Source organism: Calditrichota bacterium (assembly GCA_013112635.1).
GTDB lineage: Bacteria > Calditrichota > Calditrichia > Calditrichales > J004 > JABFGF01.
On the sequence record JABFGF010000004.1, the window covers coordinates 264,777 to 291,151 of the forward strand.

Genomic DNA, 26,375 nt, shown 5'->3' on the forward strand with positions numbered 1-26,375 from the left:
AAATTTAATGTTTGTAGAATACTCAATCCTTGTTCAGGTCTTTTGCCAAACCACTATATTTGCGTTCAACCTTAAAGCCAAAGCGGTAAAAATATTCGGGCCGGAAAAAACCGGTGGTTACAGTTTCAATATGTTCGCTACGCATACGGTTAAAAAATTCCTGCATAATTCCTTCACTTATGCCCTTACGGCGATACCGGTTTGAAACTACAATTTTTTCCATATAAACAGTTTGGTGATCTATATAACTGTAAAAGAGACCGCCAATAATATGCCCGCGCTCTGAAATGGAGACAAGGAATTGATGCTCCGGTCTAAAGCTGACCGGCATTTGGGCATCCATAAAAATTTGATGCAGTTTTGAAATCTCTTTTGGGGAAACCGGCTTACGCAACAAATATGGCAGGCCGTCATAATCCTCCAATTGGATAACAACATCGGCATGCTGCTCACCTTCGCCATGTAAGCTGATAAACTCTGCTGTATCTTCAGGCTTAAGATGCGGATAACTTAAGCGAGCAAGGAAGAATGTTTCCTTTTCAGTAAGCTCAAAATCCTTTTGTAAATGAGATATTAATACAATGCTTTCATCGGCAGAATAATACTCGTTGTGTTGTTTTTGAACGATATTAAAAAGTGCTTTTCTAAACGCCTCAGAAGAATCTGCAAAAACAGTATTTAGGAAGAAGTTGGGACGGGTTTCAGGATATTTTTTCTCAATCTTACTCAACTGATATGTATCGTATAATTCATTTAATGTCCTTGCCTGTGCGCTCAATGCAGCATCTTTATTTATTAAACTCCAACGCTCAAACCTGCGGATTGCAAAAAAGAGACGTTTGGGCAAGTAGCCATTTCTTTTATAATTATTTTTATATTCTTTTGCTTCCCTTGTTATTTCTTCTTTATCAGAGCCTGTTTTTATGATTTCATCAATTAGTTCAAAACCACGCTCTTCTCCTTCAGAATTTAAGACCGCGGAAAAAATATAATGCCAAACTGAGCCTTGTTTAAGCACTTCATGACTTGCCTCACCCTGCACAACAAATTGCTGATGAAAATCATTAAGCAGTGCTTTTAAGTTTGTTGATTTTACTCTTTTTTGAATTGAGATATGTTTTATTCCCATCTGATAATCATGGCTTGGGATAACAATATTGCCAATTGTTTTATCAGCCAGTTCCATTGTAAAATTTGTTCTCCGCCAAAACTGGATATGTGCCCAGGCCGCGGACCAAATAAAAAATGGCCACAGAAAATAGAGTCTTTTATTATTCTCAGGGCTGCTTTTGCGATAGACTCTCTGCATAAACTTTTCGATTGAGTTGCTTGGGATGTATTCTTTCGTCCACAACTTATACGCCTGCCAGTAACCGCCAAAATTATCAACCAGATTTTCGCCGCTCTTAACCGTACTAATGTGGATTAGCCAATTTATTTCATCACGCAATTCTTCATGCATATATTTTTTATTTAAACAAAGAACAAGATCATAAGCACCCTGATACCTTGTCTGGACCGATAATCGATAAAAAGTCTCATTTTCTTTTTCTTCAATTAAACTAACCCAAATTCCACCCGGAGGAATATCGTACAAACGCACCATACTGCCGCTGGATAATAAAAAAATAGCTTCACGCACAATGGACGATTCTGAAATCCCTGATAGAATTGAATCCCTGTCTTCTGCAACAATATCTTCTTCAAAAGTAATTACTTCCGACCATTCATATTCTTCTCCTGTTTCCACATCTACCGCAACAGGCTGGTTTAAGCCAAGCCAGCGACGGAAACCATCCAGCATTTTTAAACGAGCCTTATGTGCGGTTTTTACAAGCGCAGGTATTTGATAGGTAAGCTGGTAACGCACAATTAACTGGCGTACGCGTTTATACCGTGTAGGATGGTGGATTCCATATTCAGCAAGCAAATCAAAAAGTGATGGGATAAAACTGTTATCAGGGAGTTTATTGTCTACAAGTTCTTTTATTTCTGTTTTCAATATTTTGTAAATAGCTTCAAGATTTTCATCGCCCTTAGCATCTTTTATTACATGCAGAATAGTTTCCTCATCTAATAGCGCCCAATCGACAGACAAATAATCATGTAAATATTTTTGAAACTCTTCTGCTTTGAAATATGGCAAACCTATATTAAAAAGCAATCGGCGCGCTTTTGTAGATAGGCATAACTTTGGCCTTGAAACAATGTCTTTTGCAAGGTTAAAAAGCGGTAGGCTGTCATCTTCCAGAATAAATTTAAAATAGTCAATTGCCTGCTGTTGCAACTCCAAATCACCACTTTGAAAAAGAAGTACTGCAAAATGCAGTCCTTGCAAAGAATATTCTTCGCCATCGGCAATCGATGTAAATTTCTCAATTGTTTCCTGCTCTACTTCCTGATGACTGACAATTGAATTAAAGTGCATTCTCTTATCTGTTGTATCAAGCCGGTACCATTGGTAGATCGAATCACCGGTAAAATTGACAATATCATAATCTCCAAGCCAGTAAAGCGGGTTATTTAAAATAATCTGGAAATCAACAAATTTTATATAATTATCAAATATAAAATTACCAATAATGATTTGAGACTTATCATGGTCAACTGATTTTAGGCTAAGCGATTGATTATATTTCGGGATAATTAAATTATCTTCTTCGATTAAAATATCATGAGTCAGACATCCTTTCTCACGTAAAAACCAATTTGGGATGCGAATATCCTGATCTTTCCAGCTTAAGTCGATGTAGTTTTTTGTGTACATCGTTTTAATAACTGAGTCAAAATTCTTTTCAATCACTCGCCTTTTATATGTTCCTTTGGGTGTCAGCTCACCTTCTTTTTCAGCAAATGGCCTATCAATCAAACGGAAATCAACAATTCGTTCAAACGATGCTAAAAATTTATTAACAGTAACAACCACGGTGGAGAAATAATTTTGTTTTTGCTCATCATCCATGGCCACAAATTCCTTCTTTTCAATATCTGGAAAAATAAGCACTGTATTAAATTGCTGATGATCACCAACAAGAAAAACTTGTTTTACAAACTCAAAATCACGGAAAAAATTTTCAATTTTCTGGGGTGCAATCGTCTCCCCTTTTATATTTTTATAAATCTCCTTTTTACGGTCAATGATTGTATAAAAGCCGTCATCATCCAGCGTCATTATATCACCGGTGGGCAACCATCTTTTAAGGTCCGCTTTTATATCATCTTTACCGTCATAATAATCCATCATTACATATGGACCACGGATAAGCATTTCACCGTCATCACCCAGTTTTACTTCAATTCCGGGTAAAGGCTTTCCTAATGAATTCTCTTTATATTTGCCAACAGGGGTCATCGTTATTCCACCGGTCGCTTCCGTCATCCCAAACCCGCTCATCAGTTCAATACCGTTGCGTTGAAAAAAGCGAAAAACATCCGGTTCCAAAAATCCTGCGGCAGAAAGTCCCCATTTTAGGTTTCCACCACTGGCTGCATTCACCGCATTTAAAATCTTTTCCGGTTCGTCAAATTCTATATCAACTTTTGAAGAAACGTGATTATACAACTCATACCACTTCTTAGGTATGCTGATAAAAATGGAAGGTTGGATTCGTTTCATATTATCTAACATTGTTTCCATAGCCGGGTTTTCCATAAAGGCATATTCTGCACCCCAGAAAACTGCACCAAGCATTTCCAAAAAACGGCCAAATGTATGAAACAGCGGTAAGAAAGATAAATAACGATCCGAATCACCAATCTCCGGCAAAGCCATGGCTCTGCAAAATCGTTTGTAAACCAGGTTCATATGAGAAAACATTATCCCTTTTGGATCTCCGGTTGTACCACTTGTGTACATTATTGTTGCCAGAGATTCTATGTTCACAGAGCCTTCTAATTCAGCCACCTTTTTTGCATCCAACTGCTGCCCTAATGAAATCATTTCCGACTGGGTAATGACCCATTCTTCAATACTACTGCCGTCCATTAAAACTACAATCCGCAGATGATTTAATTTATGTTTTATGGATTTTATTTTAGCAAGTTGTTTGTCATTTGAAACAAGCAGTATTTCAGCTTTAGATTGGTTTAAGATAAATTCGATATGTTCCGGAACACTGTTGGCAGCAATCATGACATTTATTATTCCACTTGTCAGACATGCCAAATCCAAAGTTGCCATTCGTAAACTATTTTCCATCAAAAAAGCAATTTTTGCATGCGGTCCGTTAGAAGAATATGCCAGGGCCGCAATACCGTTTTTAAGTTCTTTTATTTTTTCGCTTACGGTTTGCCAGGAATAACTTTTTACTGTGTTCGCTTTAACAACATTAAATAAGGTTTTCCGCGGGTATTCTTCCAGGCGTTGATTAAATAAATAGCCAATATGAAAGTTACTTTTTAGAATGAGCTGATAAACTAATTCTTCCCATATTTTCTGATCATATATATTTTTTAAAAAGGACGATTGACGAAAGAAGTTTAAATAGAAATGAACTAAAGAGTCGGATTGACTTGAGCTTTTGTTGCCTTTATAATCTGAAAGGAGCAGCGAGCCAAACTGAAAAAAAAGGTCCGGTTCAATTCTTAGGCTTAATGAATGCAACATATCGCTACTTTGAGCAGAACTGCCTATAACTTCCCATTTTTCTCGAAATGAAAGCTCATTTCCCTCAACAGTTTTACGAAGAAAAGAATTTAATTGGCTGCCTATTTCGTCAATTTCTTTTTCAGTTTTAGAGCTGGTTCCGGCAGCAATCTCCATAATCCAATTATCTAACAGGATTTTACTTTTTGGAGGAAGGTTTTCCATTATTTCTCCAAGTATAAATTTTTCCTTACAGCAGGAAGTCTGGTTTGAGTTTTAAAACACGCGGATTTAATTTCTCCACTTATTACCCAATCCTATTCCTACCAAGGAGGCGAAGTTGTACTTTATTTATTCTGTTGGTTTAAGATAGTAAGATTGAGGACAAAAAAAAACCTTCCAAATAATCAATCTGAAAGGTTTTAAAGAGTTAGGCTAATTATTAATCAGCTTTCGCGAATACGTATACTTCCATTTGTTGTTTTTAAATAAATCATCATTCCGCCATCGTTAACAACAGCTTCCATTTTTCTTTTGGAGCGATTATAATCTCTCATATTTGGTAAGTCGCAGCTTATACTGCCATTGGTTGTACGCGCGCGGATTTCTGCATCAATATCATCCGGGACAAAAAGTTTTATAGATCCATTTGTAGATTTAAAGCTCATTTCATCATCTTCAGAAACTTTAATCATAGACACATTTATTGAACCATTTGTTGTTTTACAGCGCACAGAACCGGAAATATCATCGGCAATTATTTTTCCATTTGTTGTTTCCAGACGCATTCGGCCATCACAATCAAGAATCTCCAGCCTGCCATTTGTAGAACCAACATCAAGGTCAAATTTCATTGGAACACGTATTTCGTAAGAAACAGAATAATGTCTTCCGCTGGACCCGCCCATCAACCAACCAAAAAATCCACCGCCACCCCTTCTATTATGACGATCCGGGTACTCTGTAATTATTTCAATTTCATCACGGTCTTCAGTTATGGAAATTTGCAGTTCTTCCATTAGGCGCTCTGCAGTTTCGCGGTCATCAGCCCGTACTTTTTTATAAGCAACAATTTCCACCTCATCATTGTCCCATGCTTTAACCTCGATATTCCCATTCCGGTTATCAACGGTCAGCCTGGTAGCAGTATCTACGGAAATATTTTTCTTAAAAGTTTCTTCAAGTTCACGGGCAGAAAGTGAGGAAACAAAAAAAGTTAAAAAAATTGCTGTTAAAATTTTAAAAAAGTTAGTCATTATTTTGGCCCCTGTTTATCTAACTACTCTAAAAATAGTAATACCCCATTTATTTTCTTTGTATGGTGCACTTGCATTCCAATCTGCATAAGAATGGCTGTCATCCGAAATATAATGTACAGTATAAGTTCCCGGTTCTAAAGTGATAATCGTATCAATTTCACGGTTCTTTTTTGCGCCGCCGGCATGGTCGGTATTTCTATAACGCATCCGCCATACTTTTCTACCGGTCCTTTCATTTTCAATCCAGCCATAATCATACATTTCATCCCAATCGCCCTCACCAAGAGCATTTATTCGGATTTGTGTTTCACGGTCCAGAACAAATTGTTTTCTTATATGTTCGTCATCGCCAACACGGGTCAGTTCAGCAAGCAGGTTTTCAGATTTAAAATTCCGGACATTTGTTTTTTTAGCAATTATTTCTTTCCCGATTGGTGAAATTGTAATTCCCCACATTTCAGGCTTATGAGGTTTTGTTGAGTTCCATTCTTCATAAGAATGTGAGCCGTCTGTTTTAAAATGAACAATATACTCGCCTTTTTTCAGAGAGATAACTTCATCAATTTCTCTGTTTTTACTTGTACCTCCGGCATGGTTGGTTTTATAGTATTCCATTTTCCAAACCCTTGCCCCATTCCGTGCATTTGTTATCCAGCCATAGTCAGCCATTTTATTACCACTGCCTTCGCCAAGAGCATACACACGAAAACTACCATCTTTTTCAACAATCAGGCCTTCTTCTTCATACTCACTATCACCCAACCGGGTTATGCTAACAATTGGTTCTCTCTTTTTTTCATAATATTCTTTTACTGCCGAGCGATCAAAGTTTTTGTCTTTCGCAAATATCGTTACTCCCCAAAACTCCGGATCGTATGGTGGATTTGCATTCCACTCTTCGCTGGAGTGGTTATCATCACTTTTGTAATATAGAATATAGTCGCCAGGACTAAGTGTTAATTTTTTCTGTACCGATCTGTTTTTTATCGCACCGCCAGCATGTTCTGACCTGGAATGTTTCATTTGCCAAATTCTTCGCCCTGTATTGGCATCTATCAGCCACGGATAATCAAACATCTCACCATCGTGGCCTTCACCAATGGCATAGATTTCCACATTGATGTTTTCGTCAATGGAAAACCCACGGCTTAAGTAACTTCCATCTCCGGCGCGTGTTAAATTAATTAAGGCATTCTCTTTTAAGGCACGTTGATATTTCCTGACAGCGCTTTTAGAGAGTTTAGCATCTACCGGTGAAACTGATATTTTTAAATCACGAGAGTGTTCTTGCCAGTCATCCTCAAATAATTTATCTATTATTCTTCCAATCGACAGGTTACCCCTTTGGCTACCTGGCTCCATTGCTGCATAATACAACTCATACTCACCCTCAGGAAGACGGACGTTTTCATCAAATTCTCGATTGTCCTTTTCCCACCAATCCCCGGAGGAATTACTTATTGTTGTCCTCCAAACCATCTCACGGCTGTGGGCATCTAAAATCCATGCATAGGCATATAAATTAAAAGGATCAATTTGGTAATCAGTTTTATGGACTTTTTTATATTCTTTATCTCCGCCGGCGCAAACACCATTTATTTTTACAATTCCATCATTCTCAAGTGTAAAACCAACAACCTCAACTTGATCTACACCCATTCTCGAGAGTTTAACAGACTCTCCCTGGGCTAAAATGAAGGCCGGAATAGTAAAACCAGCTAGAAATATTTTAAGTATTTTTATCATATTTAGTCCGTTAAAATGGTTTAACCATCCTGAATGAAAATATTATCGGGCTTTTTCCTGTATCCAGGCGTTTGGCAAAGCTAAAACGATATTTACCTTTATCCATGGTAATTGCCAAACCAATATCCGATTTTAATTTATTGAACTGCATTTTGTCAAAACCTTCGTACCAGTTTTCATCTTTATCTTTATTTGATGCCCAGGCATCACCAATATCATAGAATACAACATAGTTTAGTTCATCAAAAATAAAAACATCAGTAGAAAAAATTCTTGGGTTAAGGTTGTATTCAAAATTTGCTAAAAACAGCCTGTCACCAACTAGTGATTTATTTCTATAAGCCCTTAATGTGCTTAAGCCACCCATTTGAAATACCTTCTGTACAGGAAGATCGCCTTCAGCCGTTCCTAATTTTACCCGGATATCCAAACGCTCTTTATAACCAAAAGTCTGGTATCGTCTCAATTCCAAAGTATATTGATTGAATGAAAAGTCGCTTTTAAGTTTACTGTTTGATGTTTCAATGGCTAGCTTTCCAAACCATCCCTGACGAGGCATATCAATGTTATCACGCGTATCAAGATAAAGTTCGCCATATATACTGCGCATATTGCCCTCATCGCCACCTAAAGATGGATTTGCCCGGAATTTGTCTTCCTTGTTAAACAAAGACCAGCTTGCTCGTTTGGAAACCGATTCATAATCATCATTGCGATAAGCCAATTTACCTTTTAAAAATATTGTGAAGTTTTGGCTGGCATGTATTTCATATCCTGTACGTCTGTAAAAATCATGATAATCATCTTTTAAGAAAAAGGAAGCAAGGCTGTTTTCTGTCATAGAAATCAACCAATCATCACGCGAATCAGTTAAATCATATATTTTGGCGCCAACTTCAAAACGATATTTCCTTTTATCAAAAAACCAACGGTCGAGCCCTAACTCATAGCGCCATTTTTTCTCTTTAAAACCATACCCTGCAAATCCGTGCAAAGTAAAATAATTATATTTTCCACCAATAAATTTTGGAATTCTTGGCCCAATAAACAATCCTTGAACGCGATTATATCTTAAAACTACCGGCTCATCTAATTCACGAAGAGTAAGCGTGCTATAATTACCATAAAACCTGCGAGACCAACTCCAATCCCAATCTTCATCTTCATACTCCCGGGCTCTTTCATAATCATATTCACTGTCGTAGTCATCATACCATTCATCATGCGGAAATAAATTCTTTGCCTTTGTTTCAATCTGGTTACCGGTAACTTTGGCATTGCGCGACTGATGAATTCTTCCGTTTACTGCGGTAGCATTGCCATCAACAACGGCATCTTCTTTCAAACGAACATCACCATAAAGTACAAGAACATCGCCGTTGATCTCTCCTTTAATCGTAAGGTCTCCCTTTACAACCACAACATTCCCGTCGATCGTTTCATCTTTATCAATTTTAGTGTTACTACGGTAGCGGTATTCTTTCTTGGATGCGTCTTTGAAATATTTTTGTTTAGCTTTCTGTTCTATTTTACTGGTTTGATAGTCTTGGCCGACTAACATTGTACTAAACAATAGGATCAAAGTTAATATTAGTACTTTTTCTGAACGCATGAATCCTCCAATTATAATTTCAGCTTAAGTTACGCGCAGACAATTAAAAAGTTACATTCAAATATAGTTACTAAAGCAATTAATTTAACAGACAAATTTTGCTCAATTAGCTAACCGAAAACAGGTATTTAATTTTAAGTTAGAAATATTTTAATATAGTTTAACTATACCTTTTTGTAGATTGTTTAATAATTAAATGATGTGAAAAACAGGTCGATTTAAAAGTAAAATTTACATTTTTGAATTTATTATTACAAATTTGAAACCTTGTTCCCCTAAGTGAAGTAATTATTTCAGATAAACATTTAAGGAAATATCTATATGACAAACTTAAGAACTAGTATACTGCTACTGATATTTTTAATTTCTTCTTTAGTTGCTGACGATCAAAAAACATTTCAAGTTCAAGAATTAAAAGCATTACCCCAGCATCAAAGAGTCGTCCAAAAAGTAACACAAATTCTAACAAAACTTCATTATAAAGATGTCAATATCAGTGATTCTTTGTCATCCCAATTATTTACAAATTATTTGGACTTCCTCGATTATAATAAGAGTTATTTTTTAGCAAGCGATATTGAGGGATTTGAAATGTTCAGATATAATTTTGATCAGTATATAATTACCGGCAATCTCGAACCTGTTTATTTTATGTTCAACACCTTTCAAAAAAGGATGAGCAAGCGGCTTGATTATATTTATGAACGTATTGATATGCCCTTCGACTTTACAATTAATGAGTATTATGAACCCAGCCGCGACAGTATATACTGGGCTTATAATATGGATGAATTGGATAATTACTGGAGAAAGAGACTAAAGAATGAATTCCTAAGTTTAAAAATTTCCGGAAAAGATGATGACAAAATAAAAGATGTTTTACACAAAAGGTATACGAACCTGAAAAGGAGACTTAGTCAGAGCCAAAGCGAAGATGTCGTTCAAATATACCTGAATGCATTATCCAGAATATTTGACCCACATACATCTTATTTTTCACCAAAAGCAACTGATGATTTCCAAATTAGAATGAAACAATCTTTAGAAGGAATTGGGGCGCGGCTCTCAACAGAAAACGAGTATACAAAAGTAGTAGAAATAATTACCGGTGGCCCTGCTGATAAAAGTGAATTGCTAAAGGCCAACGATTTTATTATCGGTGTAGGACAAGAGGAAACTGGTGAAATTGTTGATGTAGTTGGCTGGAGAATTGATGATGTCGTTCAGTTGATCCGTGGACCAAAGAATTCAAAAGTAAGGCTACAAATTTTGCATGGTGAGGATGAGTTGATTGCTGATGCCGAGACAATTACAATCACACGTGATAAAGTAAAACTTGAAGATAGTGCCGCAAAGGGAGACACAATTCATATTAAACAGGATGGTGAAGAATTTATACTTGGGGTTATAGACATTCCCGCCTTTTACCTGGATTATGAAGCCCAAAGAAAAGGGGATCCAAATTTTAAAAGTACAACCCGAGATGTTGAAAAAATCTTAAATGATTTTGAAGGACAGAATGTAGATGGAATTATTATTGATTTACGCCAGAACGGCGGCGGTTTCTTGTCGGAGGCAATTGATTTAACAGGCTTATTTATTGAAAATGGACCGGTAGTTCAGGTACGTAACATGCGTGGCCAGATTAAAGTTGAACAAGACCATGACCCTAAGCTGAAATATTCCGGACCAATGGCTGTTTTAGTAGATCAATTCAGTGCCTCTGCATCCGAGATTTTTGCAGCTGCAATACAGGATTACGGTCGTGGAATTATTGTCGGCAACCAGACTTTTGGAAAGGGAACGGTACAAAATATGTTGGATTTAAACCAATATATTCCAGGAAGTACCCACAAATATGGACAGGTTAAATTGACCATAGCCAAATTTTATAGAATAAATGGTGGAAGCACTCAGCATGTCGGTGTTATTCCAGATATTGAACTGCCATCTCGTTTTAATCATGATGAAATTGGTGAGAGTTCGCAAAAGAATGCATTATTGTGGGATCAGATTTCCGCAGTAGACTTTTTAAAAGATCAACAAAAAATATCAACCTTTTTACCATCATTAAAATTGAACCATAATTCTCGCTTTTCCACTGAAGAATCGTTTGCTTCGTTCAATGAGAAAATTGAAAAGATGAAAGAAAAAAAACAAAAAAGACGTTATTCCCTAAACGAAGAAACCAGACGCGCTGAACGAGAAAAAGCAAAAAACAAAAAAGAGAATAGAAAAGAAAATGAAGAGGATTTACTACTTGTAGAAAGTGGAAACATTTTGGCAGATTATATAATGCTAATTGAAAAATAAAATTTCCCCGGAATATTGCGGGTATCAATCCGCAATATTCTTTTTTAATTTCCTCTAATCTCTCCCTAAAAATTATTCAAAAACATATCTTAATTTGATTGTTTTCAACAAATCAAAACCTTATATTTAAATTGTTTTAAACTTATTTAAGACAAACAAATCTTAATTACTATTAACGGTTCAGTTTTTTTGTTAACTATTTATTATTCGGAGGTTATTATGAAGAGGGCTTTACTATTCAGTATTTTACTTACTTCTTTCTTATTTTCAGATTTATTAGCTCAGGATGGAACATGGGTTGTAAATGGCCAGGTACGTCACAGATTCAATATGATGGGACAAGATTTTAATGGAGATACTAAAACTATTAATAACAATGAGTTAAGGACACGTATTGGTGTTAAGTTTATGCCAACTGAAGACGTTATTGGTTTTATTCAGCTTCAAGATTCCCGTGTGATGGGCACCGAGAGCAGCACATTGACAGATGGGTCTGCCGATGCATTAGATGCACATCAAGCATATGCGCAAATTAACAAATTATTTGGCATGCCACTTTCTATGAAAGTTGGGCGTATGGAAGTAGCGCTTGGAAATCAAAGATTAATTGGCGCAGTTGGTTGGCATAACATTGGGCGCAGTTTTGATGGTATTCAATTTACCCATGCAGCTGACAATCATTCTTTACATGTGTTTAATTTTAAAACCGGGGAAGCGGGTGGCTTTGGAGATACAAGTGATGTTGAAGTAATGGGGGCATGGGCAGATTTTAAAGTTAATGAAGATCTTCGCGTTCAAGGATACGGAATTTGGGACAGAACTGTTGGTCCAGGAATGATGTCTCGCATAACTGCCGGTACACAGGTAGATTTTAAAATGGGTGACCTTTCTGCTACCGGTGAATTTGCATACCAAACAGGCCAAATAAGTTCGACTGTTGATTATGCAGGAATGATGTATGCTTTAAATGGTACCTATAATATGAATGGAACTTCTTTCTCAGCTGGCCTTGCTTCATTAAGTGGTGATGATCCAACAACAACAGATAAAGTAGAATCATTTAACACTTTGTTTGCAACAAACCACAAATTCTATGGAATGATGGATTATTTCTTAAATGTTCCTGTTCATTCAAAAGGTGGTGGATTACTGGATATCCATGTAAAAGCTTCTACAAAAATCTGCGAAAAAACCAGCATAAAAGGCGCTTTTCATATGTTTAGTGCAAATGAAAAAGTTGGTGGAGAAGATGCTATTGGGAACGAAATTGATTTATTCTTAACACATGGCTATAACAAAAATGTTAAATTCCAGGGTGGATTTGGTTATTTTATGCCGGGTGATTTTGTGAAAAATGTTGGAATCAATAAATACTCAGGTGAAGACGCATCTACATATCTTTATCTTATGACAATTATTAATTTGAACTAAAATTCAATTGTTCTTAAAAGGCTTTCGGCTTACCGGAAGCCTTTTTTATTATCTCCAATTCACTTTTTTCAAAGTATGCCCATCACTTTCAATAACTATTGCACCAATCTGGTCAGTCCTGTAAAATTCAATTCCCAAATTGGAAAATTTTTCCAGTGTTTCCGGTGCTGGATGTTTAAACTTATTTTTTCTACCTACGGATATGATGGCAAACTCTGGTTTTACCAATTCCAGAAATTCTTTACTGGATGAGGTTCTGCTGCCATGATGCCCAACCTTTAAAACATCAACGTCCAAAAATGATTCATAGTTTTGCATTGCTTCTTCACTTTCAACTTCAGCATCCCCGCTAAACAAAAAACTATTATTTCCATACATTAATTTAAATACAAGTGAGCTGTTATTTATTGTCTGGCCTCCATGCGAGCCACTCGTCTCAAAAGTTGTATCAGGATGCAGAATGTAAATTCGTGTTCTTATGTCAGGAATAATTATATCCCCTTCGTCCGCATATTTAATAAATACACCCTTTTGTTTTGATTTAGAGATTATCCGCTTATAAATCTTTGATGATACCTTAAACTCATTCATGACAAGTGTATCAACAAAATAGTTGTCCAGTAAAAACTCAAACCCACCAATATGGTCACTGTGAGGATGGCTGCCAATGAGATAGTTTATTTTTGAGATCCCGTAATATTTTAAAACAGGATCAACATATCTTTCACCAGCATCAAATCCGAAACCTTTATTGCCTGCATCAACCAAAGCATTTTTTCCATTTGGAAATTCAATCAATGCGGCATCTCCCTGGCCAACATGGATAAATGTAATCTTCAGATTTTTTCCCTGGAAATTGGTTCCAATTGTTAAAAACAAAAAAAGTGCAGTAACTGCCAGAAAAGCCAATCTTGCCTTAGAGTTTTTTGCATTGAAAAATAGAAAAATGCCAATTGTAACTAGAATGATTGAGACAAGGGATGGGTGACCAGTAACAATTTGCACATAAGGAAGATTGGCAAAATTTGAGATAATCCAGGTTAAAAAATCCAAAACTGAGTTTAAAAGAATAGCTATTCCGGTTGCGGGTAATATTTTAATCGACGCTGTTATTAGAAGGAAAATGCTTAAAAAAACGACTATACCAATTATGGGAATTACAAAAATATTAGCAACCAATGCACCAATCTGAAAAGTACCAAAATAAAACCATGTTAAGGGCAATGTTGCCAGGATAGCACAAAATGATGCAATAAAAGGTTTCCTTATAAATTTATTAAAAACCTTACGAAACCATGTATTAGATTTAAATGCCGGAAGCAAAGAGTTCAGTTTTGAGTTGCCATAAACTAATCCGAAAACAGCAGCAAATGAATATTGAAATCCCGGCAGTAAAAGTTCTTCCGGTTTGAAAAGTAAAATTGCTATACCAGACAATGCCACAATGTTAATAGTATTTTGCGGACGATTTGAAAACTTTGCAATAAAATACACCGTCATCATTAACGATGCCCTTACCACCGGTGCTTTAAAATTTACAAGGGCCAAAAAGAACACCAGGAAAAGAATAATAAGAGCCATATTTATTTTTTGTGGTACCCTCAGAATAGACAAAATAAATTGCAGGAACAAAGCAATAAATGCGACGTGAAGTCCGGAAATTGCCAGAACGTGGATAACACCTGTTTTTTGAAAATCTGCAACAACCCCTTTTTCCAGGTTTCCACGTTCACCTAAAATTAATGCTTTGACAATTGACGCTGAATTGCCAGTTAGATGTTTATCAATTATTGAGCGGATTGAATGACGTGTTTTATTAAAAATATTGCTTTGTGCCCAATTACCTTTTCCACTAAAGATATGTAAAACTTTGGTCTCTTTATGCAGACGGAACTGTAAAAAACGGTTATTTAATTGCAAGTACCGCCTGTAGTTAAACTCTCCCGGATTTGTTGGTAAACCCGCTTGCTGAGGTTTGCCGAAAATATGCAGGACATCCCCATATTTAAAGCGTTTGCTATACTTACCCTGACTGATCACAACAAATCCATCTGAAACAAGCATTTTGTCTTTTAAAAATACTTTGTCACATTTCATCAGGTAAATATCAGGTTTACCTTCACGAACACTCACACTTTCAATCGTTCCCTGAAAAGCATCAATATTATTATAAAAAAGATTATTCTCTGCTTGCGAAAATGGATACAAAGAAAACCAGGATTTTAATATACCGGATAATAAGAAAAGTATAAGTACAGCATAAAACAATCGGAAATCATTTTTAAAATTAAGTGCAGCATAGATGAGAATGACTAAAAAAGCAGCCATTAGATAAATTGGAGAAACAAAATTCCCGCTGATCCATCCAATGGTAATACCAGTGCTGAATATAAAAAAAAAGTAAAGCGATGGCAATGTATGATAATACTTTATGAGTTTCATTAAATAAGGTTTAGTTTCATTAAATCGTCTGCAATTTCAAGATTAAAATTATTATCTTTTAGTATTCTATTTTTTAAATCCGGCGTATCGTTTTCAGGATAAATATGAGAAACAACAGTATGTTTGATTCCACTGTTATTTATAAACCTGGCAAGTTTAGCTGGTGTCAAATGCCCATCTACAGCCTGTTTATCACTTCTTGAGCATTCAACAATTGCCATATCTGCCTTATGGGCAAACTTAACCAGTTCATCCTGGTAATCGGTATCACCACTATAAAAAAATCTTTTCAATCCTATAAACATGTAAGCAATAGAATTTTCAGTATGTAATGTTTTCTGTGTTTTTATCTTGTAGCCAGCCCAGTCATATTCCGAGCTATCGGATTCAATGAGAATTGGTGGTAATTTTTTTATCCAATCCCCCTGGGTTAAAGATAAACAGTTAAACCAATATTTCAACCCAACCGGTCCAAAAAGTACCATTTTTTGATTAGAATCCGCTTTTAATAAATATCTTCTCATCAAAATAGCCATAACGTCCGAACAATGATCTTGATGAAAATGTGATAAAAAGATAGAGTCAATATCAAGCACATCTACATTAAGTTGGTTTAATTTTTGCAAAACTCCAGGGCCACAATCTAACAGGGCCTTGTGTTTTTTACTTTCCAGCAGGTAACCTGAGGGGTTTCGCTTAAAAGGAGAAACCATAGTTCCGGAGCCTAAAATTGTTATATTCATAGAAATATTTTTATTTGTAAATTTTATATGTATTTTATATACGATTTTTTATTTGGTACTTAAATTATTTTATGATCGACCAGAGGGGGTCTGTATGAAACAGTTAGTATTATTAATCTTCATTGTTTCTACTTTTTTTCTTTTACAGTGTGGCGGTTCAAAACTAGAAGAGGGCGATCAACAATATGCCCAGAAAAAATACACACACGCACTAAACAATTACCTTGCTTATAAAAAAGACAATCCACAGGATGAAAGTGTGAATTCTAAAATTGCCTTATCTTATATGAACAGAGGTAAAGAATTATACACAAAGACACGCAATATTGAAACTTTTTCAGGAAATTTTGAGAAAGCTAACAAGTTCTTAGGAAACGGTTTCTCTACTACTGAACACAAGAACGAATATAGTGAATTACTTTTTGATCTAGCCTTAGCATATAAAGCGACAAAGCCGCAAAACGAGATACAAAAAGAGCAATACTTTAGCAACACCTTGGATTATCTGGCAATGGCGCTGGATAACAATGAAAATAATTATAAAGCCGACTCTTTGCTAAACCAGATTTATGATGAGAACTTTCAAAAAATGTATGACAAAGGGATTGCTTTTTACAATAGAGCAAAAAAAGAAAGAAATAACCCTGATTTATATTTAAGCGCAGAGAGATATTTAAAGCAAGCTGTGGAGTTTAACTCAGCAAGTGAAGAAGCTGAAAAATATTTAAGCAAAACACGAAAAGAAACAATAGGCATATTACAAAGCAATTATCCATTTTCATTTTGTGTTCCAAATTATCAAAAAAAGGCAAATATTGTTTATATAGATTTTACCATTCAAAACTTTTCCACAGAAACGATTACTTTCGAGATGGATAAATTACAGTTAATTTCCACAATGGGTGATGCGTATAAAGTTGACCTTAAAAAAACAGAAGAGTTGGAAAACGCTTTTGTTGATAAAACAAAATTAGAACCACGTAAAATGGTCGATGGCCAGATTGCCTTTGTATTTGCAAAGGATGCGCAAATTGAATCGTTGAATTATTTTTATGAGGACAAAGAGATTACCAAATACTTCCCATAATCTCTCACCAAAGTGTTAAAAAAAAGGCGTCCCGAGTATTAAGGACGCCTTTTTAATTTAAAACCAATGCTAAATTATTTAAGCATTAAGATTTTCTTACGTAGTTTATGTTTATTATCCACTGTGATTTGATAAACATAAAACCCGGAACTCACACTATTACCTGATATATCTTTACCATCCCAAACAGATGTTTGAACTCCGCCTTCAAGTTGCTGATTAATCAGCGTTCTTACTCTTTGGCCGAGAACATTGTAAATTTCAAGCTTAACATGTGCCTGCTCAGGAATTAAAAATGTAATTGTTGTGCTTGGGTTAAATGGATTCGGGCTATTTTTAGCGACCTTAAAACCAACTTCGCCTTCAATATCTTCAAGTCTTATATTTGAAACCTGAACTGCCGCTGAAGTGCTTCCATCTGTACTTGCACAAGTAACAACATTTGCGTCAGAATCATAAGTGTATCCTGTTTTACTTACATCATCAACGCAGAACTCAAAAGTTCCATTACCAAAAATCCAACGTGATGAGCTTGAAGCTTCGCCATTTGAATTTGTCGTTAACGATACAGATTGTGTTACACTTCCACCCCAGCTGCCATCAATAGATGCGTTGCTAACCGGATCACCATTCTGATCAACGATTTTAACTGTTGCATGGGCTCTGCTAAAAACAAAGAATGTCTGTTTAGAAACATTAATACTTTCAACATGCATTTCATCTCCAGCAGGTGGATCAGAAACAGTAATATAATTTACCTTGGTTTCAGTATCATTTCCACAGGCATTAGTTGCTGTTAATGCAACTGTATAGCTGCCGGCGCTGTTATATGTATGGTTTGGGTTCTGTGCTGTTGAAGAACCACCATCGCCAAAATCCCAGCTGAAGCTTGTTGGATTATTTGTTGTGTTGTCTGTAAATGATACATTCAATGGAGTATCACCGGATACCGGTGTTCCACTAAATTCAGCAACAGGTAAATCACATGGAGGATCTGTAACAGTTATATAATCAACTTTTGTCTCAGTATCAGTTCCACAGGAATTTGTAGAAGTCAAAGCAACTGTATAAGTCCCGGCTGAGTTATAAGTATGGCTTGGATTCTGAGATGTAGAAGATCCGCCATCACCAAAGTCCCAGCTCCAACTTGTCGGATTATTTGTTGTATTATCAGTAAAAGCTACATTCAACGGAGAATCACCGGACAATGGTGTTCCGCTAAAATCTGCAACAGGTAAATCACAAGGAGGATCAGTTACCGTGATGTAATCTGTTTTTGTTGCACCATCACTGGCGCAAGCGTTTGAAGCTGTTAAAGTAACAGTGTATGTGCCGGCTGCGTTATAAGTATGATTTGGATTCTGCGAAGTAGAGGATCCACCATCACCAAAATCCCAATTCCAACCGGTAACATTTCCTGTTGAAGCGTCTGTAAAAGCAACATTTAATGGCGAATCACCTGACAGTGGTGTTCCGCTAAAATCTGCAGAGACTGTTGGATCTGTTACAGTAATGTAGTTGGTTTCTGTATGAGTATCGCTTCCACCTGGTCCTGTAACAGTTAAAGAAACTGTATATGTTCCTGCGGAAGTATAATCATGAGATGGGCTTTGTGCAGATGAAGAACCACCATCACCAAAATCCCAGCTCCATGTATCAATTGTGCCAGAAGAGTTATCCGTGAAATTTACAGTAAGAGTTGGGCAACCACTTGTTGGGCTTGCTGAAAAAGCTGCCGTTGGCGCTGTAGGTGTTCCTGTATTAACTGCATTAAAAGCATTGATACGACCAGCACCTAGTTTTCCTGCATAGGCAGAGTTTCCTGCAATACCATAAATGTCATCAGCAGTATCAAATAATCTTTGTTTAACTTGTTCTGCTGTCCATGATGGGTTTTGAGACCAAATTAAAGCTGCTGTACCGGCTGTGTTAGGAGTAGCCATAGATGTACCACTTAGTGAAGCAACATAATCATTGTTTGGATCATCATGATCATGGTAAGTGGCATAAATATCTGTTCCAGGAGCAGAAATATCAACAAATGTTCCATAAGTAGAAAAGTCAGATTTTACATCATTTTGATCTGTTGAAGCTACACCAATAACATCAGCTCTATCTAACATATAATCTGAGCCTTCATCATCATCATTTCCGGCTGCTTTAAATACAAGACCGCCACTGGCAATAAAATAATCAAGAGCATCGCCTAAACCACCAGAGTTAGAAGAACCCCAGCTACAAGATGCAATACGCGCACCATTATCTGCGGCATAAATAAAAGCATCGGCAATATGGCCCATATCAACATAGCCAACTTCAAAAATAAACAGGCGTCCGGAATAACCAATACGCAACGCCATTAATTTTACACCATTTCCATTTACCTGCTGGCTGCCATTTCCCCAACCACCGGCAACTGATGAAACAGCATAACCATTATTGTTTATCGCGCCAATTGTTCCGGTAATATGTGTTCCATGGCCGTTAAAATCTCTTGGATCATTATCTGGAGTATCCGCATCTTCACCGGAAAAACCAGTTTGATTGTCAACAAAGTCCCAACCGATCCAGTCATCAACATACCCATTATTATCATCATCAACACCGGCAACACCATTTTTCTCTGCTTCATTAATCCACATATTCCCGGCAGAATTTTCAGGATTATCTATAGAAGCATTTGCACCACCCAAATCTTTATGAAAATAACGAACACCTGTGTCCATACAAGCAACAATTATTTGGGAATTACCGGTTTCAATATCCCATGCTTCAGGCGCATCCATATCATGGTCGTTTGCCTGGTCCAAATGCCATTGATCAGCTAAATTTGGATCATTTGGAGTACCATATACTTTGTGTATTCCGGAAGGTTGAGCATCAATTACACCTGGAAGTGCTTTATATCTCTTGGCAACTTCTTCAATGTCTAATTTGGAGTTAACGGTAACTTTAAACCAAAGCGAAAGATCAATAACCCTATCTTGATAGAACTTTGGTTTTTTATTCGGATATTTTTGCAGCAATTCAGAAACGCCTACCAGCTTATTTAGAGCATCTAATTGTGGTAAGCCAGTTACGCCTTTTTTATGTGCTGCAGAGGCAACGATTTTATTTACGGTTTCTTTACTGAATTTTACAACCAAATTTGTTTGGTTATACCCGGCAAATGCTGGGACGTCATTTTTCTGGTCAACAGTTTTAACTTTTAGCTCGGATGCAAATAGAAAAGAGGTAAAACATAACAACAGTAAAATGGCAAAACGATTCATAAATATCTCCTTCAATAAAATGAATGGTTAGTAAAAGGTTAGTTGATTAATACGATATAAAAGTTCCTCCTTTCATTGAGTGAAAAAAGTATTGTTAATATTTCAATTTTAGCAGGGAAAATTAATGGCTGATTCTATGCAACAAAAAACACGAATGCAATAATTTAATTTATGGAAAACAGATCAATCGAAACATTTATCACAATAATTACATTTATCGTTTAACATTTCTGTAGATTATTATATTTTTTTTCTAAATAGTGTAGTTAGATTATAAAAAGAAGGCAAATTCGTATTAGAAAAATTTATTATATGAATTCATCTTTTATATTAAAAAATTCCGGGTGTTTTCCTAGCCTGACAAATATTTTTACAAGCTCCGGATCAAATTGAGTACCGGCATTTTTTTCCAATTCAAAAAAGGCCCTCTGAGGAGTTTCTTCCGTTCCATAATATCTTCGGGAAACGATAGCTTCATAAGTATCTACGATGGCGAGAACACGGGCCAATATTGGTATGGCCTCTCCTTTTAAACCATCAGGATAACCATTGCCATCAAACCGCTCGTGATGATGCCGAATTATAGCTGCAACCTCATGTAGCTCATCGATATTACCAACTATTTTACTGCCGATTAGCGGATGTTCTTTTGCCTCGTGATATTCACTTTCCAGTAATGAACTGTTTTTTTTCAGAATATGGTCAGAAAGACCAATCTTTCCGATATCGTGTAAAATCGCCGAAAGATTTAAACAATATTTTTGGTCATCAGTCAAATTAAGCTCATCTCCCATTAATTTTGCGTAATGAGCCACTCTCATAGAATGGCCGGAAGTATAGCTATCTTTCGCTTCTAAAGCACTAATCAATGCCTTAATAGCTTTTAAAAGGGCGGTTGCGTTACGTGGATTTTGACGATCATGTTCGATGCGTTTTCGTTCAATATTTCGACTGATAATGGTTGGGATATTCTGCAGGTTAAATGGCTTGGATAAAAAATCTGATGCTCCTTTACTTAATGCCGACTGAAGCAATTGTTCATTTTCGGAGGCAGTAATAACAACAAATGGTACATCCAGCAAATAATTATGAACAGCATCCAAAAGCTCTAAACCAGATCCATCCGGTAAAACTATGTCTGAAAAAATGATATCAAAGTGCTCTGTTTTTACTTTTACCATAGCATCAGAAAGGCACTTTACCCCAACATAGTTATATTTGTGTTTTTCAAATGTTTTACAAATTGCGCGATGAGTTACTGCCTCATCTTCAACTAATAAAACCTTATGACTCAATCCATTGCTCATTTAAAAGCACTTTCACCTGTTATATGCTGCCCCACAATTAAGGTATGTATCTCATGTGTACCTTCATATGTGAGTACAGATTCCAAATTCATTGAGTGGCGCATTGCCTGATATTCATCTGAAATACCATTAGCGCCTAAAATTGTACGTGTACTACGGGCGATTTTTAAAGCATTGTTTACGTTGTTTCTCTTAGCCAGCGAAACATGGTAATGTCTCGCTTTACCCTGATCTTTTAACCGGCCAAGTTGATAGTTTAAAAGTTGTGCTTTAGTAATCTCAGTTACCATTTCAACAAGTTTTTCCTGGGTTAATTGAAATCCGGCAATAGGTCTATCAAACTGAATACGATCTTTAGAATAGGACAAAGCCTCATCATAACACGCCATGGCTGCACCAATTACACCCCAGGAAATTCCATATCGAGCTTCGTTTAAACAGGATAACGGCCCTTTTAATCCGCTGATATCCGGCAATCTGTTTTCTTCAGGAATTAGGCAATCCTGAAAACTTAACTCAGCCGTATCGGAGGCACGTAAAGAAAATTTACCACTGAGCGCAGTAGCTGTAAAACCCGGTGTTCCTTTTTCAACCAAAAAGCCTTTTACTCCGTCTTCCGTTTTTGCCCAGATAACCGCTACATCAGCAAGTGTACCATTAGTGATCCACATTTTTGAACCATTAAGTAACCAGCCGTCATTCGTCTTTTTAGCTTTAGTAAGCATTCCATTTGGGTTGGATCCAAAGTCAGGTTCGGTTAATCCAAAACACCCAATTTTTTCGCCCGATGCCAGTTTTGGCAACCATTTGTTTTTCTGTTCTTCCGATCCATATGCTTTTATTGGAAACATTACCAGGCTACCCTGAACAGAAGCAAAAGACCTTAAACCGGAATCGCCTCTTTCCAGTTCTTGCATAACTAACCCATAAACAAAGTTAGATAATCCCGGTCCACCATATTTTTCAGGAACGGTAACACCCAATAAACCCATTTCACCCAATTGGGGAATAATATCCATTGGAAAAGTGCTTTCACGGTGATGTTTTTGAATTACAGGCATAAACTTTTCGTCCACAAACTCGCGGACAGTTTGCCGGATCATCAATTCATCTTCGGAAAGCTGATCTGTTATGTTATAATAATCAAGACCCTGAAACATTCTATACTCCAGATAACATAACTATATAAGAAGAATACTTTTCAATAGCTATGATGCACATTACAAATATTAAAAAATAAGCACTCCTCATGCTTATTTCTGCATAAAAAAGTGCTGAATTGTTTTTTGTTATTTTCGTGAGATAAACCGGTTCAACAAACTTAAAAAATCCAGTTTATTTCAGCACCATAAATTAAAGCATTATAGGTCTCATTGCCATTAAAAAAGGTAGGTTCTGTGTCAGGATTTTGAAGCACCTTTAGCGCTTCGGAAGTAGAGAAATCCATTTGGCGTGTATTTGTGCCGCCAATCAATTTCAAAGAGATGGTATTGTTGAAAAAATATTCCAATGATACGCGCCCATCGGCTTGCCAATAGTTGTTAATTAAATCATCATCACCACCGTTTTGTGCTTCATTCATTGCAAAATTAAGCGTAGACTCGAACACAAGTTTACGTGGCATTATATCCCAACGGCTGCTTTGGTAGATAAAGAAATTATTACTAGATTTAGAGTCCGTGAGTAACAAACGGCTAAAAACGCCGCCTCCTGAAAAGAAGATATTATTTGTAGGCCGCGTGTAGAAGTTAAGGCTGCCAATAAACTGTTCCGTTCCAAGAGGAGCACCTCCAGGGATTTTGCTGTCATCATCTAAATCAAGATAGATTGATGTGAGGGAAATGCGGTTGATATTAAAATCATGCGAAATACGGGCTTCCCACTTTCTGGAAATTTTATTCGTCCTTGTTTCCTCTTCTTCATCATTAAAAACCGATCCACTAATATCATCACGAAAACCAAATGCTAAAGTTAGTTCAGGAAATTTTTTTATTCCGGTTGTAACTGAAAGATCGCCAATACGGGTTGTTGTGGTTGGGATATTATTTTCATTTTCAAGATTGTTATCATACTGTTCTACATCCGCACTGAGTAATAAAATATTTGGGAAATTGTAAGCGCTTTGAACCCTGAAACCCTCACGATCATTCAAAAGAAACGGGTAGCCTGCAGAGTAAAAATTGAAACCCAATCTCTGGTAAAAAGCGATCAACTTAAACTGATCATAACGGAAATCCAGACCACCTTTATAAGTAAGGTCGCTTACACTTCCAAAACCTACCGTATCCTTTTCACTCAAAAAACCTTCACCGAAAAGCTGGATATGATTATCCCATAAAAACAGAGATGCATCACCACCAAAATTTTGATTGCCAAGTGGATCATTTAATGATTCGCCAATTGAGCCTTCTTCATCTTCAGCACGTAAATAATGAAAACCTGCTTTATAAAACCCACGTTCACCTGCTTTTACAGACACAGCTCCAAGATATCTCCTAAACTGACCGCTTGTCTCAAATTGCTTATAAATGTTTCGAATTCGCGAACCCTGAGAAAATGCTTTTTGGGCTAAACCGTAAACAGTCTTAAACTCGAAAAATGACTTGCGGCTCCAGACATTATCAAAGGCGAGCTTTACTTTTCCACCTCTAATCTCACGGCTTTGAAGGAAAAATTCCGAGCCGGATTCATAAAAATCACCCAAAACAACTTCATGGTTAGAAATGCGCAGACTAAGGCTCAAACGGTCTATATCATTATGACTGCTAAAATCCAAAGTATTCCAATCATTATTGCGAATATCACCAAGAAGACTTACATCAAAATCCTGCGTTCTTGCAAAAATTGAAAGATTTAATGATTGACTTAAACCAGGGATCAAAGTTGTTTTACCGTAATCTTTGCTAGACACCGTATCCGGTTTGATTTCCGATTTTTCATCGTAATCAAAATTAAGGGTGCTTAAAGAAACGCGCCCGGTAACATCAACGCTTTTTTGGGCCAGTATTAACGTTGGTAACACCAGTAAGAGAATGAGATATTTTTTCATGTTTTTGTCTTGGTAGTTATCGAATAATAATCCGTCTTGTATTATCGCGGGTAATGTTTCCGGCCAAATCTTCTGCATAAATTTGCAAAGGATTTTCGCCACGGACCAAATAGATTTCGGTCTGAAAACTACCATCGGTATTTGGCTGTATTTCTTTACCGTTAATCAAAATTCGTTTTAGCTGTGAAGAAGGTTGCGGATCAATTATAACACCTCTGATAATCTGGAGAAATCTTTCGCCACGGGCATTATTGATTCTATCTGGTGGCGGTGGCGGCTCCAATCTAAAAAAATTAGTTTGTGCAGGCTCGGTTATTGTAATGATTGGTTTTACCGTATCCAGGAATATTCTTTCGGCCATTTCCACTGAGTTTTTAGAAAGATCAATAGCTGCAATTTTGATATCGTTGCGCCCTTCATGCAAAATAACTGTTCTGTTAAATGTACCACGACCCCGTACTTCGGCAACTTCATCTCCGTTAAAAAATACTTTTATTTTATCAAGAGGTGTTTCATCAAAGACAGCACCACTTAAACTATAATTGCGTTTATTTAAGAAACCGCTAACCAACGGTGATGAAAGCTGAATTTGCGGACGGCGCGTATTTACAAAAAGGCGTACAGTTTCTACTGCGGACTTGCCATCTTTTTCTGCAGCAACCCGAATATTATTAAATCCCTCGCGGATCGTAACCTTTCCGGAAAACTGTCCGTTTGGCGCTACATTGATTGGTACTCCGGCAGCCATAACTCTTGCGCCTGCAACTGTACGTCCGCTAATTTGAATGCCACTTCCTAATACAGCAGGATCAGTTTGTTGAGCCGGAATTTTATCTACCTGTAAAACAAAATCACTTGGCGTGGTTTGCTGGTTCTGGCCGGTGGATTGAGTCGGCTCGGTTGGTGCCTGCCCTTTTTGAACCGTTGTTTGCTGATTTGCACCAACTAAAACCTGTCCATCTGCATCTTTGGATGATACTGCTACCAGACCCTCTGTTACACTTACTTTGGTGGTTAATTGCTGGTTAACATTAACTTCCAGCTCCGTTCCACGGATAGCCACAACAGCACTCGGACTTTCAATTCTGCGGCTTTGGCGGCCACTGACCACTTTTTTAAACTTGGCCCAAATATTTCCCGCCCACAAAGAAAAAGACATTTTATCTTCGCCATCTTCATCTTTGGTTTTTATTTCTTTTATATCAAAAATTGTGCTCTGGTCGATTCTTAATTTCGAACCATCGGGCATTTCAATTTCCACCCGCGAGTTAGAGGCTGTTTTAATGCGGTCGCCCTGATAAACACGTCCATTAATTTTTGCCTTTAACCAGGATGTTTGTTTAGCAGGCAAGCGCTGTACATCACCAATAACAAATTTAATTTTGGCCGAACTTTGCTTTTGGGCAAATGCTGCAGGCAATAAAAACAGAACAATTAGAAATATGTATTGAAGTTGTTTCATTTTGGGTCCTCTTAACTCAGAATTTTTCACAGGATTCACTGGCACGATATTTCCTGCGCATTATCAA

At 36.8% G+C, this 26,375-nt stretch carries 14 protein-coding genes; 3 read left to right on the top strand and 11 right to left on the bottom strand.

What is annotated here, in order from left to right:
* Window positions 1–22: 22 nt before the first annotated feature.
* The 4 genes from HND50_12745 to HND50_12760 all read right to left on the bottom strand — a co-directional run bounded on the left by HND50_12745 (window position 23) and on the right by HND50_12760 (window position 9,202).
* Complete coding sequence (locus HND50_12745; GenBank protein NOG46102.1) at window positions 23–4,810, bottom strand: GNAT family N-acetyltransferase; 4,788 nt, start codon at window positions 4,808–4,810, stop codon at window positions 23–25.
* A gap of 221 nt (window positions 4,811–5,031) precedes the next feature.
* A complete protein-coding gene (locus tag HND50_12750) occupies window positions 5,032–5,841 on the bottom strand; it encodes a DUF4097 family beta strand repeat protein (GenBank protein NOG46103.1) in 810 nt (269 codons plus the stop codon).
* Window positions 5,842–5,856: 15 nt separating this feature from the next.
* A complete protein-coding gene (locus HND50_12755; GenBank protein NOG46104.1) occupies window positions 5,857–7,590 on the bottom strand; it encodes a hypothetical protein in 1,734 nt (577 codons plus the stop codon).
* Window positions 7,591–7,600: 10 nt separating this feature from the next.
* The gene (locus tag HND50_12760) at window positions 7,601–9,202 is read right to left on the bottom strand and encodes a BamA/TamA family outer membrane protein (protein ID NOG46105.1); all 1,602 of its coding nucleotides are present in this window, start codon (window positions 9,200–9,202) and stop codon (window positions 7,601–7,603) included.
* A 321-nt stretch (window positions 9,203–9,523) separates the two neighbouring features.
* Here HND50_12760 and HND50_12765 point away from each other — a divergent pair, with 321 nt between their 5' ends.
* Window positions 9,524–11,515: a carboxy terminal-processing peptidase gene (locus HND50_12765; GenBank protein ID NOG46106.1), complete on the top strand. Its 1,992-nt coding sequence runs from the start codon at window positions 9,524–9,526 to the stop codon at window positions 11,513–11,515.
* A 219-nt stretch (window positions 11,516–11,734) separates the two neighbouring features.
* A complete protein-coding gene (locus HND50_12770; GenBank protein ID NOG46107.1) occupies window positions 11,735–12,946 on the top strand; it encodes an alginate export family protein in 1,212 nt (403 codons plus the stop codon).
* A gap of 48 nt (window positions 12,947–12,994) precedes the next feature.
* Here the strand turns inward: HND50_12770 and HND50_12775 are convergent, their stop codons facing one another.
* Window positions 12,995–15,388 (bottom strand): DNA internalization-related competence protein ComEC/Rec2, encoded by a 2,394-nt coding sequence (locus HND50_12775; GenBank protein NOG46108.1) that lies wholly within the window; start codon window positions 15,386–15,388, stop codon window positions 12,995–12,997.
* Window positions 15,388–16,131 (bottom strand): ribonuclease Z, encoded by a 744-nt coding sequence (locus tag HND50_12780; GenBank protein ID NOG46109.1) that lies wholly within the window; start codon window positions 16,129–16,131, stop codon window positions 15,388–15,390. The genes HND50_12775 and HND50_12780 overlap by 1 nt, the downstream gene beginning before the upstream one ends.
* A 94-nt stretch (window positions 16,132–16,225) precedes the next feature.
* On the opposite strand from HND50_12780, the gene HND50_12785 reads away from it, so the two are divergent.
* The gene (locus tag HND50_12785) at window positions 16,226–17,218 is read left to right on the top strand and encodes a DUF4352 domain-containing protein (GenBank protein NOG46110.1); all 993 of its coding nucleotides are present in this window, start codon (window positions 16,226–16,228) and stop codon (window positions 17,216–17,218) included.
* A 74-nt stretch (window positions 17,219–17,292) separates the two neighbouring features.
* On the opposite strand, the gene HND50_12790 is transcribed toward HND50_12785, so the two are convergent.
* The 5 genes from HND50_12790 to HND50_12810 all read right to left on the bottom strand — a co-directional run bounded on the left by HND50_12790 (window position 17,293) and on the right by HND50_12810 (window position 26,308).
* A complete protein-coding gene (locus HND50_12790) occupies window positions 17,293–20,490 on the bottom strand; it encodes a PKD domain-containing protein (GenBank protein ID NOG46111.1) in 3,198 nt (1,065 codons plus the stop codon).
* Between the two features lie 308 nt (window positions 20,491–20,798).
* A complete protein-coding gene (locus HND50_12795; protein ID NOG46112.1) occupies window positions 20,799–21,797 on the bottom strand; it encodes a response regulator in 999 nt (332 codons plus the stop codon).
* Window positions 21,794–22,957, bottom strand: coding sequence for an acyl-CoA dehydrogenase (locus tag HND50_12800; protein NOG46113.1), 1,164 nt, complete (start codon window positions 22,955–22,957; stop codon window positions 21,794–21,796). The genes HND50_12795 and HND50_12800 overlap by 4 nt, the downstream gene beginning before the upstream one ends.
* Window positions 22,958–23,118: 161 nt before the next feature.
* Window positions 23,119–24,846 (bottom strand): hypothetical protein, encoded by a 1,728-nt coding sequence (locus tag HND50_12805; protein NOG46114.1) that lies wholly within the window; start codon window positions 24,844–24,846, stop codon window positions 23,119–23,121.
* Window positions 24,847–24,862: 16 nt separating this feature from the next.
* The gene (locus HND50_12810) at window positions 24,863–26,308 is read right to left on the bottom strand and encodes a FecR domain-containing protein (GenBank protein NOG46115.1); all 1,446 of its coding nucleotides are present in this window, start codon (window positions 26,306–26,308) and stop codon (window positions 24,863–24,865) included.
* Window positions 26,309–26,375 lie beyond the last annotated feature (67 nt).